We start from the raw sequence: 12,504 nt of genomic DNA on the forward strand, positions 1-12,504 counted from the left end.
CAAAGAAAAAGCCCGGCGCGATGGCCGGGCTTTTTTGCAGTCTCACTGCGGGTTGGAAGCTTATGCTGCTTCGTCCTGGGCGTCGTCTTCGTCGATCGCCTTGCCGCGCTTCGGGCCCTTGCTGAGGTTTGCCTCGACGAGGCGCACAGCTTCGGTCTCCGACATTTTGTTCACGGCAGCGATTTCGCGCGCCATGCGGTCGAGGGCAGCTTCATAGAGCTGGCGTTCGGAATAGGACTGTTCCGGCTGGTTTTCGGCGCGATAGAGATCGCGAACGACTTCCGCGATGGAAATCAGGTCGCCGGAGTTGATCTTGGCATCGTATTCCTGGGCGCGGCGCGACCACATGGTGCGCTTCACGCGAGCCTTGCCCTGCACAACCTTCAACGCACGATCGACGAAATCGGTTTCAGACAGCTTGCGCATGCCGATGCTGACAGCCTTGGCCACCGGCACCTTCAACCGCATCTTGTCCTTCTCGAAATCGATGACAAAAAGCTCAAGCTTCATGCCCGCGACTTCCTGCTCTTCGATCGCCACGATCTGGCCAACGCCGTGGGCCGGATAGACGATCGATTCACCGGTCTTGAAGCCCTGGCGTGTCGAAGATTTTTTCTGCTGGGTCGTCATTCGTTTCAAAAACTCCCTGTTTCGCGCCGGCCATTCTGGCCGGGGCCGGGTCAGTGAGGCCCGGGATAGACGGGGATACCGCCGGGTGGGTACATCCTGGTCCGTCCACGGAACGCAAACAGCCTCATGAAATGCGGTCGCAACAGAGCAAAGCCATGTTGCGTAATAGGGAGAAACCGCCTTTTGGAGATCGTTTGCTTTCGTGATGGTTTTCGGGCGCGCAAAAACACCCTCTGTGGATCAGTAGAAGGAACCTATCACAAAAAAGTGCCGAAATCAATAATTTGCTGCATGGCAGCCATCAAGCCACCATTCTCGCACCTGCGAGCGCAGTGCGTGTTTTTCCCCAGGTTTGGCGCGCTGGGTCGCGCTCGCTGCGTCAGCCTCGACGAACGATAGAGATCGTCCGTCTCAGTCGCCCTGTCCCGGCTCGGCGGAGAAGAACTTCTCGTACTTGCCTTCGACGCCGTCCATCTCCTTGGCTTCCGGCATCGGGTCGCGCTTGACCGTGACGTTCGGCCACTTCGTGGCAAAATCAGCGTTCACTTTCAACCACATATCAAGGCCCGGCTCGGTGTCCGGCTTGATCGCCTCGGCAGGACATTCCGGCTCGCAAACGCCGCAATCGATGCACTCGTCGGGATGGATGACGAGGAAATTCTCGCCCTCATAGAAGCAGTCCACGGGGCAGACTTCGACACAGTCCATATACTTGCAGCGAATGCAATTGTCGGTCACGACATACGTCATGAGGTACTCCAGCCAATGCTCACGTTTGATGGCAGACGGCAATCAATGGTGATGCTCATCGTCCGCGCATGCTAGGAATGTCCGGCGCGCATAGCTGCCGAAGCAAGACCGATGCACCCAACGTGGGTCTGTCAGGTAAAGGCTTTATGGACCCTTTGCAAGAATATTCAATGCGCGAAACGCCGCGGCAAAGGCAGAGTTTTCTAATCCTCGCGCGGATCGAAATCGGGTTTTAGCCGATCGGTATCCCGCCGCTCTTTCTTGGTCGGGCGTCCCGCCCCACGGTCGCGTGTGGCGAGATCAAATGCCGAGAGTTTCTCCTTAGGCAATTCCGGCGTGAGATCATCATAAAGAAGCCGCGCTTCCTCGTAGGGGCCACGTCGTTCCCCTGGAGCAAGCACGCGCACGGTCACGCTGCGGCGGTCGAGGACGAGCTCAAGCAGGTCCCCCGTCTTGACCTGAAACGACGACTGCGTCACGCGCTGCTCGTTGACGGCCACGCGGCCGTCCTCGATCGCTTTTTGCGCAAGCGAGCGCGATTTGATCAGCCGCGTGAAAAACAGCCACTTGTCGAGACGCTGGCGCGATGCCGGGTTGGACGTGGGCTGTTTTTCCATGACCTGCCTTACTTCTTCATCTGCTCCTTGAGCGCCGCGAGCTTGGCGAAGGGCGAATCCGGATCCACCGGCTTCTCGCGACGCGGCGGGCGCGCCTCGAACTTGCCCTGGCCGGGCTTGCCGCCGCGGTCGTGACGATCATGACGATCACCACGGTCCTGGCGCGGACCGCCTTCCGACTTGCCGCCGTCATGGCGCTTGCCGCGCACCGGCTGGCCGCCCTTGCGTCCGCCCTCACGTCCCTCGCTCTGCCCTTGGCCTTGGCCATGGCGCTGGCCGCCGCGACGCTGGTCGCCCTGGTGGCGACCGCCGCCCTGGCGCTGGTTATCCTGGCGGGTGCCGGGACGCCACAGCAGCACGGGCTTGGCTTCGACCGGTTCTCCGGTCTCGGCGACTTGAGCTTCGGCTGGTTGCACGTCGCTGGTGGCGACTTTGCCCTCAGCGTTCTCGGCCTCGGCGGCAGGTGCCTCAATGGCTGCGGTCTCGGCATCCGTCGCGCTGTCAGCAGCGTCCGCGTCATCGACGGCGGCAACCGGCTCGGAGGCGGCGGCAGCAGAGGCGGGCGCACCGTCCTGGCTGGCGAGGAAGGCCGCAGCCTCCTCGGCCTTGACGCTGTCGGCCCGATAGCCAAGGCCCTTCAGGATCTCTTCCATATCATCAGGCGTTGCGCCGAGGATCGAAAGCATCGAGGTGGTGGCGGTGAAACGACGGCCGTCATAGGCGCCTTCAGGACGCGGCTGTGCACCGGGCTTCCACTGCAGCAGCGGCCGGATGAGATCGGCCAGGCGCTCGAGGATGTCGATGCGCACGGCGCGCTTTCCGAGGAAGCGGAAGCCGGCAAGCTTGTAGAAGGTGCGCTCGAAGGATGGATCGGTGACGACCGACGTACGGCCGGCAGCGAGCATCGGGATGAGGTCACCATAGCCGGGCTTGTCGAGACCGTCGTTCTTCAGCGCCCAGAGCAGCGTGATCAGCTCGGCCGGAGCCGGCTTCAAGAGTGCCGGAAGGAAGATGTGATACGCGCCGAAGCGCACGCCGTATTTGCGGATCGAAGCGCGACCGTCCTGGTCCAGCGACTTCACGTCGTCGGCGACATCGCGGCGGAAGAGCACGCCGAGGTTCTCGACGAGCTGGAAGGCAAGGCCCTTGGCGAGGCCTTCGAGGTCTTCAGCGCGCGAGATATCGTCGAGCGGCTTCAGCACCGTACCGATGTGATGGTTCACGAAACGCTCGATGCGCGCCACGACATGCTCGCGGGCGTTCGCCTGCAGCTGATCGTCGGCAAGCAGGATGACGCGCGGACGCATGACATGGTCGCTCGCTGCCAGACGGGCGACGGGATCGCCGAGCCAGCGCACGAGACCATCCGACGAAAGCGCCAGGTCGTTGTTGCCCGAGGCGTGCAGACGTGCGGCCCGCGCCTCGAACTCGAGCGCCAGCGCCTTCTGGGCAGCGCCCTGCACGGCCTTGGCATCCGGGCCGTCGCCGCCGGTCGCCAGCGTAAACCGGAAACCGGTTAGTTGTCCTACGTGGTGTCCTTCGACGAAGACATCACCATTCACACTGATTTCAGCTTCCAGCATAGCATTCTCTCTCAGGCGCTTCATGAGCACAGATGTCCTGCGATCAACAAAGCGTTTCGTCAACCGTTCATGTAGTGCGTCGGATAATCGATCTTCAATTTCCCGCGTCTTTTCTTGCCAGTGTGTCGGATCGGCCAGCCATCCCGGCCGGTTCGACACATAGGTCCAGGTTCTGATCTGCGCGATTCGCGCCGAAAGTGTGTCGATCTCACCGTCGGTGTGATCGGCACGCCTGACCTGTTCGGCCATGAAGTCCTCGTTCACCGTACCCCGGCGAACGAGATCCGCGTAGATCGTCGAGATCAGATCGGCGTGCTGGGCGGGCGTGATGCGCCGATAGTCCGGCAGCGCGCAGGCTTCCCATAATTTTTCGACGCGCTCGGCATTGGTCGTAATGTCGACGACCTCCGGGTAGCGGGCCAGATGCTCGAACGCCTGCTGGTCTACCGCAGGTAGCGCCCGGGCAAGGCCGGGAACTTTCGGCGCGGCATCGAGGCTCTTCTTCAAGGCGGTAAGCGAGGAATAGTCGAACGCCTTCGAGCGCCATTGCAGCACCTTGACCGCATCGAACTCGTGCGACTCGATGCGATGAACGAGCTCGTTGTCGAAAGGATCGACGCGACCCGTGACGCCGAACGTTCCGTCACGCAGATGTCGCCCGGCGCGCCCGGCGACCTGCGCCAGTTCCGCCGGGTTCAGGTTGCGAAACTGGTAGCCGTCGAACTTGCGGTCCTGCGCGAAGGCGACGTGATCGACGTCGAGGTTGAGACCCATGCCGATCGCGTCGGTCGCCACCATGTATTCGACGTCGCCTTCCTGATAGAGCGCCACCTGCGCATTGCGCGTGCGCGGCGAAAGCGCGCCGAGCACGACGGCGGCGCCGCCGCGCTGGCGACGGATCAGTTCGGCGATCGCATAGACTTCGTCGGCCGAGAAGGCGACGATCGCCGAGCGATGCGGCAGGCGGGTGATTTTCTTCGAACCGGCATAGAGCAGTTGCGACATGCGCGGCCGCTCGACGACGGTAATGCCGGGCAGGAGGTGCTCCAGGATCGGCCGCATCGTTGCAGCCCCCAGAAGCAGCGTCTCGCCACGCCCCCTCAGATGCAGGATCCGGTCGGTGAAGATGTGACCGCGCTCGAGATCGCCTGCAAGCTGCACTTCGTCGATCGCCACGAAGGACGCGGTCGTCTCCCTCGGCATCGCTTCGACGGTGCAGACCGAATAGCGGGCGCGATGCGGAGTAATCTTCTCCTCGCCAGTGATCAGCGCGACATTGTGATGGCCGACCCTTTCGACCAGGCGCGTATAGACCTCGCGCGCCAGGAGGCGCAGCGGCAGGCCTATGACGCCGCTGTCATGCGCGATCATGCGCTCGATCGCGTAGTGCGTCTTGCCGGTATTGGTTGGCCCGAGCACCGCGGTTACGCCGCGGCCGCTCAGGATCATGGGGTGAACGGACACGTCATCGATCCCGGGCATTCAGAAATTACGACAGCGTCTTTTCACGCTGGCGGCAAACACATGCCCACGCACCGAGCCAAACGCAAGGGGCGCCGACAACTAAAACCATCGTTCGGCGTCTCTCAGCCCATTGCACCACCTGTTGTGGTTGGCGCAATCGAGAACGGGAACAGCCATGGAACGAATCGGCGACGAATCGAAGACTCATCGCGATTCACTGTATGTTCACGACTACATATAGATTTCAACACCAAACGTTGCACCACATGCTGAATCTGACGCCGCGCGCGTGTGTTAGAGCCCACGACTCGCCTCAATCCTGGCTGTCCCATTGCCAGACAGGTCAAAGGATTCCGAATCCAAGACTCTGGAAAGCCTAGAAAATTTTTAACGAAATTCATCGGAGATTCGCTGGGCAGAGAGAATGAGAATCGCACCGAGCACCCTCGACCAATACGGGAGGATCCGATGGCGACTCGTGGTACGGGCATCATTCCGCTTTTGTTCTCCACAAGATATAGTGTCTGCGCCGCGCGCCGGCAGCAGATTCACGTGCGCGATTTCGGGATTCAAATGCCGGGGCAACAGGCGTCTCTTCTCTCCGCCCTACACAAAGACGGCGCCCCGAAGGGCGCCGTTCAAAGCAATGATGAGATCAAAAGGTCAGACGAAGAACTGTCCGCCATTCGCCGAAATCGTCGAGCCGGTGATGAAGCCGGCGTCGTCGGAGGCCAGGAACACAACGCAGCGGGCGATTTCTTCCGGCTCGCCGAGGCGGCCAACCGGGATCTGCGGGATGATCCGCTCGTTCAGCACTTTCTCCGGCACCGCCCGCACCATTTCCGTGCCGATATAACCCGGGCAGATGGCGTTGACCGTGATCCCCTTCGCCGCACCTTCCTGGGCAAGCGCCTTGGTGAAGCCGAGATCACCGGCTTTGGCCGCCGAATAGTTGGCCTGGCCCATCTGGCCCTTCTGGCCGTTGATCGACGAGATGTTGATGACGCGGCCGAAACCGCGGTCGCGCATGGCGGACCAGATCGGATGCGTCATGTTGAAGAGACCGGTGAGGTTGGTGCCGACCACCTCGCCCCATTGCTCGGGCGTCATCTTGTGGAACATCGCGTCGCGGGTGATGCCCGCATTGTTGACCAGCACTTCGACCGGGCCGAGATCGGCCTCGACCTTGGCGATGCCTTCGGCGCAGGACTGATAGCTGGAAACATCCCACTTGTAGACGGGGATGCCGGTTTCCTGCTTGAAGGCCTCAGCCTTTTCGTCATTGCCGGCATAGTTTGCGGCCACCTTGTAGCCGGCATTCTTGAGTGCGACGGAGATTGCCGCGCCGATGCCGCGCGACCCACCTGTGACCAATGCTACCCTGCTCATGCACGCCTCCCACTTGATCAGTTCAGTTTCTCAAAGGCCTTCTTCATCAGCTTTTCGCCGACCTGTCGTCCGTAGAGCTCGGCGGCAGCCTGGAACTGAGGCGTCGCGAGCATAGACATACCCACCTCGCACTTGGTGAGCGCGAGGTTCATCATCAGACTGGAGAGCTGAACGAGCGACGCTTTCAAAGCGCCACTGTCATCGTTCGGGGCCGCAACCATCATGTCCTTGAAAACGGCCTCGTCGTCCGAGGTCGTATGTTCCAGCATGCACTGAACCAACCGCGCCTCGTCGAGAGGCGCGGGATTGGCATGTGCGGAAACGATCGGCGAACCGGCCAGAAGAAGGGAAAACGGAACCCACCTGGCGCTGTTCATGCCGCCAAACCGATTAGAGCCGTTCGACGCACATGGCGACGCCCATGCCGCCGCCGATGCAGAGCGTTGCAAGCCCCTTGGAAACGCCGCGGCGCTTCATTTCGAAGAGCAGCGTGTTGAGCACGCGGGCGCCGGAAGCGCCGATCGGATGGCCGATGGCGATCGCGCCGCCATTGACGTTGACGATCGACGGATCCCAGCCGAGGTCCTTGTTGACCGCGCAGGCCTGTGCCGCGAAAGCCTCGTTGGCCTCGACCAGTTCGACGTCGCCGATCGCCCAGCCGGCTTTCGCCAACGCCTTGCGCGAAGCCGGGATCGGGCCGGTGCCCATGACCTGCGGATCGACGCCGGCCGTTGCCCAGGAAACGATACGGGCGAGCGGCTGGATGCCGCGCTTGGAAGCCTGCGCTTCGGTCATCAGCAGAGTGGCCGCGGCGCCGTCATTGAGGCCGGAGGCGTTGCCGGCGGTGACCGTGCCTTCCTTGTCGAAGGCCGGACGCAGCTTCGTCATCTGGTCGAGCGTTGCGCCATGGCGGATATATTCGTCCTGGTCGACGGTGACGTCGCCCTTGCGGCCTTTGACGATGAAGGGAATGATCTCGTCGGCGAACCGCCCGGCCTTCTGGGCCGCTTCGGCCTTGTTCTGCGAGGCGAGCGCGAAAGTATCCTGCTCTTCACGGCTGAGCTGCCACTGGCGGGCGACGTTTTCGGCAGTGATGCCCATGTGATAGCCGTAGAAGGCGTCGGTCAGACCGTCCTTGATCATCGTGTCGATCATCTTGAAATCGCCCATCTTCACGCCGCCGCGAAGATGCGAGCAATGCGGCGCCATCGACATGGACTCCATGCCGCCGGCGACGATGATATCCGCATCACCGGTTGCAATCTGCTGCATGCCGAGCGCCACGGCACGAAGACCGGAACCGCAGAGCTGGTTCATGCCCCAGGCGGTTTTCTCCTGCGGAAGACCCGCCTTCATCGCCGCCTGACGCGCCGGGTTCTGGCCCTCGCCGGCCTGCAGGACCTGGCCGAGGATCACCTCGTCGACCTCGCCTGCCTCGACGCCTGCGCGCTCGAGCACGCCCTTGATGACGGCGGCGCCGAGTTCGTGCGCCGGTGTGTTGGCGAATGCACCGTTGAAGGATCCGACCGCGGTACGGGCGGCGCTGGCGATCACGATGGAGGGATTGCTCATGGGACGTTTCCTCAGATCTTTCTTGCCTAATGGAAGCAGACTGGCAAAGCGCGCGGCGCAAGTCAAACGCCTTGATGCGGTGCCACAAAACCGTCACCCAAGACGCAACCGCAAGATTTCGCACTTGCGTCGCCGCAACGCACAAAGACATTGTCAGCGGCGCTCTTTTGCGGATACTCTGAAAAACGCAATAAAGACGGGATGATGGGTGAGAGGAGACCCTGATGGCGAAGCACGAAGGCCAGATCGTTATAAAAAAATATGCGAACCGGCGGCTCTACAACACCGGGACCAGCACCTATGTCACGCTCGACGACCTGGCTGTCATGGTGAAGAAGGGCGACGATTTCATCGTCCAGGACGCAAAGTCCGGAGAGGACATCACCCATTCCGTGCTGACGCAGATCATCTTCGAGCAGGAGTCCAAGACCGGCAACACGCTGCTGCCGATCTCCTTCCTGCGCCAGCTGATCTCGTTCTACGGCGACCAGATGCAGATGGTGGTGCCGAGCTATCTCGAGCATTCGATGCAGGCTTTCACCGAGCAGCAGTCGCAGATGCGCGAGCAGATCAACAAGGCCTTCGGTGACACGCCGCTCGGCAAGAACCTGCAGGTTCCGCTGCAACTTGTCGAAGAGCAGGTCCGCCGCAATACCGAGATGTTCCATCAGGCGATGCAGATGTTCTCGCCGTTCATCACCGCCCCGCCGGTGAAGGAAACCAAGAAGGCCGAAGCCAAGGATATCGACGAGCTCAAGGAACAGCTTCGCGCGCTCCAGACCAAGCTCGACAATCTCGGCTGAGCGCATTCTCCTTGCAAAGGCGGGTGTGAGTCACCCGCCCAATTCCCGTCCAGCAAACCATGTTTTGAATTGGGCCAACGCCCCGGGATCGATCGTGACCTAAAGCGCGTCGCGATCTTTCAGATTCGCGCCTTGCGCTTTAAGTTCTTGATATTTCGCATGTCGTTGTCGCAAAACCGCTGCGCACTTTTGCGCTACAGGCTTTAAAGGCCGATCGACACGTCCCGTCCGGCCGAGCGCATCGAGACGGCGAAGCCGGCGATGACGTCGATGAAGCTGATCGTCATCAGGATGAAGAAGAGCTGGGTTGCCGCCGGCGCCAGCAGCAGGAATTCGATCAGGAAGGCGATGAACAGAATCATCGACAACAGGTGATCCATCAGCGCACGCGTGCTCGTGCGGGTCGCCTTCAGCAATTCGACGAAGAGCAACAGCAGTGCGACGACGATCAGGAGGTCGCCGAAGCGCATCGTCCAGGTCGCGCCCGACAGCATGGACAGCGACAGCATCTCGGCGTTCAAGCCGGCAATACCGCCGAACATTCCGATCATCGCGAGATTGTAGACAACGAACGGCAGGATCAGCAGCGGAACGGCAGCGAGCATCGGGCGCGAACTCCTTTGCCGCGTCTTGCGGCGTCTTCAGGCCTACTGCATGTTTCCTTTAATCGTAGCCGGTTAAAGGACAAAAACATGCAGCAATTCAAAGTGCTACAGCGACCTTTGCGCGTCTGATAAGACGCGCGGCGCTGTAGAGCGCTGTGCGTTCGCATGAACGCACCAAGGACGCTCCAGCACTTAGGGTCTAGAGCATCTCTCCGCTTCCAGTGACTTCACCTTGGCGCGTGATGCTCTAGCTCCTGCGGATAACACAGGGTCCAAGCGAGAAAATGTCAGACGCAAAACAAAAGGGCCGGCAGAGCCAGCCCTTTGAACCATTCCACGAACGGAAACGCTTATGCGTTTTCCTTCGGGGTCAGAACCTGACGGCCACGGTACATGCCGGTCTTCAGGTCGATGTGGTGCGGGCGACGCAGTTCGCCGGAGTTCTTGTCTTCGACGTAGGTCGGCGTCTTGAGAGCGTCAGCGGAACGGCGCATGCCACGCTTGGACGGGCTCGTTTTTCTTTTAGGTACAGCCATTTCATTCTCCACTTATCGGGCAAACACTGTTCAGCAGCCGAAATGGCCGTGTTAAACAGATGTCAATCACGGAAATTTGGCGCGCTTATACATGGGCAACTGCTGTTTGACCAGTCCCCAGCCGCAATTTTTCGACTCAAGATCTGGCGGCGCCGATTCAGACCTCGTCATCGGGAACGACCCACGGCTCGGCGCGGGCAGCCTCTTCCCACTTCCGGAAAGCGAAATGTGCCTTCACCCGTTGCATGTAGCCGAGCGTTTCTTGATCCGCAACGAGATCGTAGACGTCGAAGCGGTTGACCACAGGCGCGTACATTGCATCGGCCGCGCTGAAGGATCCGAAGAGGAACGGCCCGCCGGAGTGGGCAAGCGCCTCCTTCCAGATCTGCTCGATGCGCACGACATCAGCGCGAACGTCGGCATCCACCTGAAGCGCCCGCCTCTCCCGGCGGATGTTCATCGGGCAGGCACCGCGCAGCGCCCTGAAACCGGAGAGCATCTCCATGGAATAGCTGCGGGCCCGGGCGCGGGCCTGGCGATCGGACGGCCAAAGCCCGGCGTCGGGAAAGAGCTCGGCGACATATTCGATGATCGCCAGCGATTCCCAGACGAGCAGATCGCCGTGGCGCAGCAGCGGCACCTTTCCGGTCGGCGAGATCGCGCGGATATCAGGATTGCCGGCCGCGAAATCGAAGGGAATGACCACGTCCTCGAAGGCGATGCCCGCGGCGGTCATCGCCATCCAGGGCCGCATCGACCAGGACGAATAGTTCTTGTTGCCGACGTAAAGGGTAAGTCCGGTCATCTACATTCCTTGATGCTGGCCTTAATTGCTGGCCGTGATTGCTGATCTGTCCGAGAAAACGATCAGTTCCTCGAAATGGTTCATGTCCTCGAACGAGCAGAAGGCCGGCGGATCGAGCTCGATCACCGGCGCCCGCTCCCTGAGGCAGGCGAGTTGTTCGCTCAACATTTCCTGCCAGCGCGGCAGTGCCGCGTCATCGAGCCAGTCGATGACATAGGCGAAGGTGATGTGAAACGCATAGTCGTCATGATCAGGATGGCGATAGCCGAAGACTTCGGCGAAAGCATCGCGCCAGGCCTTGAGGCAAGCCCGATCGGCGACGCTGTCGCCTTCAAGCGCGAGACCGGTTGGCGTGATCTCGGTCACGCGGGCACGGAAGGGCTGCAACGGCGCAAAGTGCCTCAGCCGCGCACAGTAGTGTTCGGTCATCACATCGATCGGTGTATCGAGCGCCATATCGACGGGCCAATAGGGTAGCCTGCGACGATATTCGATGATGCCCTGGAAGATCGTCATGTGCAGGCTGGACGGATGCGTGAAGGCGAACTGCCCCGCCTCGGGCATCGCCATCAGACGCTCGCGCACGGCAAGCACGGCCGTCTCGGACGGCGATCCGGCGGTGACGTGGGAGACGACCGTGTTGCCCGGCTCACGCAGGAAGCGGCCGTCCGTGGCGTAGCGGGTTCCGATATGCTTCGGCGGAATGGTGTCCGCGTTGCGGCCAAAGGCGAGAAGCGAAGGGGAAATCGAGGTCATGGGAGCGATCGGGCCTTTTGAATGGAGAGAGGGCCCAGATGGCAGAACTCTACGAAGCCAGGATGACATCCCCCGGCAACCGCATCCAATGAAAAGGTCTGATCTCAATCATAAAGGCAGGTGATGTAGCCGCCGGAGCGGCTGGCGCGACGCTCGATCAAATTCGCCAGACGCTTGAGCCCACGGCCGGGTTTGCCGGCATTGCGCTCTTTCGGGTTGGGCAGCGAAACCGCAAGCAGTGCGGCCTGCCGGCGCGAGAGCTTCGCCGCGGAAACGCCGAAATGGTGGCGGGCCGCCGCCTCGATACCGTAGATCCCATCACCCCATTCGGCGACGTTCAAATAGATCTCCATCATCCGCCGCTTGCTCCAGACGAAATCGGCAGCGACCGCCAGCGGCAGCTCCATGCCCTTGCGCAGGAAGGAGCGGCCGTTCCAGAGGTAGAGGTTCTTGACCGTCTGCATCGGGATGGTGCTGGCGCCACGGGTCGATTCCCCTTCAAGCGCATCCTCGACCACGCCGCGCATCTGGCCCCAGTCGACGCCGTCATGGGCGCAGAACTGACCGTCCTCCGACATCATCACCGATTGAACGAGCACCGGCGAGATGTTCTCGAAATCGACCCATTGGCGGTCGTAGCCGCGAAGCAGAACGAGATCGCGCAGCATCAAGGTGGAGACCGGGTGGACGAACTCGACGAGATAGAGAACGATCAGCACATAGGGCAGGGCAACGAAACCCAGGACAGCCAGGATGATCTGGCGGCGTTTCTTGCGCAACGTCCGGCGAAGCGAAGACCAGCGACTGGAAGGCACTTCGCCCTCCTCGCGCGCTTCCGGAACGACGTTCACGGCCTGACTGTTCACCTCGCTGTCCATCCGCTTCTCTTAGTGTATGGTCCGGCAAAGTTGAACGGGCTTTCTGGTAAAAGGCAAGGCGCCCAGGCGGCTGTCCCAGGGAAAGCGCGCCGCTGCGACACGAATCCCCGTTGAAA

The 12,504-nt window shown here is 61.2% G+C and carries 13 protein-coding genes; 1 reads left to right on the top strand and 12 read right to left on the bottom strand.

What is annotated here, in order from left to right; all coding sequences use genetic code 11:
• Window positions 1–60 precede the first annotated feature (60 nt).
• From IB265_RS21690 to IB265_RS21720, 7 genes are all read right to left on the bottom strand, one after another.
• Window positions 61–630: a CarD family transcriptional regulator gene (locus tag IB265_RS21690; protein ID WP_034802893.1), complete on the bottom strand. Its 570-nt coding sequence runs from the start codon at window positions 628–630 to the stop codon at window positions 61–63.
• Between the two features lie 411 nt (window positions 631–1,041).
• Window positions 1,042–1,380 carry a ferredoxin FdxA gene (gene fdxA / locus IB265_RS21695; protein ID WP_057254888.1) on the bottom strand — a complete coding sequence of 113 codons (339 nt, stop codon included), beginning with the start codon at window positions 1,378–1,380 and terminating at the stop codon, window positions 1,042–1,044.
• Window positions 1,381–1,583: 203 nt separating this feature from the next.
• On the bottom strand, window positions 1,584–1,997 hold the full coding sequence (locus IB265_RS21700) for an RNA-binding S4 domain-containing protein (RefSeq protein ID WP_057254887.1): 414 nt from the start codon (window positions 1,995–1,997) through the stop codon (window positions 1,584–1,586).
• An 8-nt stretch (window positions 1,998–2,005) separates the two neighbouring features.
• Window positions 2,006–5,044: a helicase-related protein gene (locus IB265_RS21705; RefSeq protein ID WP_057255085.1), complete on the bottom strand. Its 3,039-nt coding sequence runs from the start codon at window positions 5,042–5,044 to the stop codon at window positions 2,006–2,008.
• A gap of 663 nt (window positions 5,045–5,707) precedes the next feature.
• The gene (locus IB265_RS21710) at window positions 5,708–6,433 is read right to left on the bottom strand and encodes a beta-ketoacyl-ACP reductase (protein ID WP_057254886.1); all 726 of its coding nucleotides are present in this window, start codon (window positions 6,431–6,433) and stop codon (window positions 5,708–5,710) included.
• A 17-nt stretch (window positions 6,434–6,450) separates the two neighbouring features.
• Window positions 6,451–6,810 carry a hypothetical protein gene (locus IB265_RS21715; protein WP_057254885.1) on the bottom strand — a complete coding sequence of 120 codons (360 nt, stop codon included), beginning with the start codon at window positions 6,808–6,810 and terminating at the stop codon, window positions 6,451–6,453.
• 13 nt (window positions 6,811–6,823) lie between these two features.
• Window positions 6,824–8,005, bottom strand: coding sequence for an acetyl-CoA C-acetyltransferase (locus IB265_RS21720; RefSeq protein ID WP_057254884.1), 1,182 nt, complete (start codon window positions 8,003–8,005; stop codon window positions 6,824–6,826).
• A gap of 224 nt (window positions 8,006–8,229) precedes the next feature.
• Between IB265_RS21720 and phaR the strand changes: the two genes are divergently transcribed.
• Window positions 8,230–8,808, top strand: a complete 579-nt coding sequence (phaR, locus tag IB265_RS21725; protein ID WP_057254883.1) for a polyhydroxyalkanoate synthesis repressor PhaR — start codon at window positions 8,230–8,232, stop codon at window positions 8,806–8,808.
• A 203-nt stretch (window positions 8,809–9,011) separates the two neighbouring features.
• Here the strand turns inward: phaR and IB265_RS21730 are convergent, their stop codons facing one another.
• From IB265_RS21730 to mtgA, 5 genes are all read right to left on the bottom strand, one after another.
• The gene (locus tag IB265_RS21730) at window positions 9,012–9,413 is read right to left on the bottom strand and encodes a hypothetical protein (RefSeq protein ID WP_057254882.1); all 402 of its coding nucleotides are present in this window, start codon (window positions 9,411–9,413) and stop codon (window positions 9,012–9,014) included.
• Window positions 9,414–9,763: 350 nt separating this feature from the next.
• A complete protein-coding gene (rpmF, locus tag IB265_RS21735; protein WP_057254881.1) occupies window positions 9,764–9,949 on the bottom strand; it encodes a 50S ribosomal protein L32 in 186 nt (61 codons plus the stop codon).
• A 157-nt stretch (window positions 9,950–10,106) separates the two neighbouring features.
• Window positions 10,107–10,754: a glutathione S-transferase family protein gene (locus IB265_RS21740; RefSeq protein WP_057254880.1), complete on the bottom strand. Its 648-nt coding sequence runs from the start codon at window positions 10,752–10,754 to the stop codon at window positions 10,107–10,109.
• Window positions 10,755–10,775: 21 nt separating this feature from the next.
• Window positions 10,776–11,510, bottom strand: coding sequence for a DUF1868 domain-containing protein (locus tag IB265_RS21745; RefSeq protein ID WP_057254879.1), 735 nt, complete (start codon window positions 11,508–11,510; stop codon window positions 10,776–10,778).
• Window positions 11,511–11,614: 104 nt separating this feature from the next.
• The gene (gene mtgA / locus IB265_RS21750; RefSeq protein ID WP_082616167.1) at window positions 11,615–12,388 is read right to left on the bottom strand and encodes a monofunctional biosynthetic peptidoglycan transglycosylase; all 774 of its coding nucleotides are present in this window, start codon (window positions 12,386–12,388) and stop codon (window positions 11,615–11,617) included.
• Window positions 12,389–12,504: the final 116 nt, after the last annotated feature.

This window comes from Ensifer sp. ENS10, assembly GCF_014852025.1.
Classification (GTDB): Bacteria; Pseudomonadota; Alphaproteobacteria; order Rhizobiales; family Rhizobiaceae; genus Ensifer.

Excerpts from the sequence above, each read along its gene's own strand:
- IB265_RS21690 (WP_034802893.1), bottom strand. The coding sequence starts at position 630 with ATGACGACCCAGCAGAAAAAATCTTCGACACGCCAGGGCTTCAAGACC.
- fdxA (WP_057254888.1), bottom strand. The coding sequence starts at position 1,380 with ATGACGTATGTCGTGACCGACAATTGCATTCGCTGCAAGTATATGGAC.
- IB265_RS21700 (WP_057254887.1), bottom strand. The coding sequence starts at position 1,997 with ATGGAAAAACAGCCCACGTCCAACCCGGCATCGCGCCAGCGTCTCGAC.
- IB265_RS21710 (WP_057254886.1), bottom strand. The coding sequence starts at position 6,433 with ATGAGCAGGGTAGCATTGGTCACAGGTGGGTCGCGCGGCATCGGCGCG.
- IB265_RS21715 (WP_057254885.1), bottom strand. The coding sequence starts at position 6,810 with ATGAACAGCGCCAGGTGGGTTCCGTTTTCCCTTCTTCTGGCCGGTTCG.
- IB265_RS21720 (WP_057254884.1), bottom strand. The coding sequence starts at position 8,005 with ATGAGCAATCCCTCCATCGTGATCGCCAGCGCCGCCCGTACCGCGGTC.
- phaR (WP_057254883.1), top strand. The coding sequence starts at position 8,230 with ATGGCGAAGCACGAAGGCCAGATCGTTATAAAAAAATATGCGAACCGG.
- IB265_RS21730 (WP_057254882.1), bottom strand. The coding sequence starts at position 9,413 with ATGCTCGCTGCCGTTCCGCTGCTGATCCTGCCGTTCGTTGTCTACAAT.
- rpmF (WP_057254881.1), bottom strand. The coding sequence starts at position 9,949 with ATGGCTGTACCTAAAAGAAAAACGAGCCCGTCCAAGCGTGGCATGCGC.
- IB265_RS21740 (WP_057254880.1), bottom strand. The coding sequence starts at position 10,754 with ATGACCGGACTTACCCTTTACGTCGGCAACAAGAACTATTCGTCCTGG.
- IB265_RS21745 (WP_057254879.1), bottom strand. The coding sequence starts at position 11,510 with ATGACCTCGATTTCCCCTTCGCTTCTCGCCTTTGGCCGCAACGCGGAC.
- mtgA (WP_082616167.1), bottom strand. The coding sequence starts at position 12,388 with ATGGACAGCGAGGTGAACAGTCAGGCCGTGAACGTCGTTCCGGAAGCG.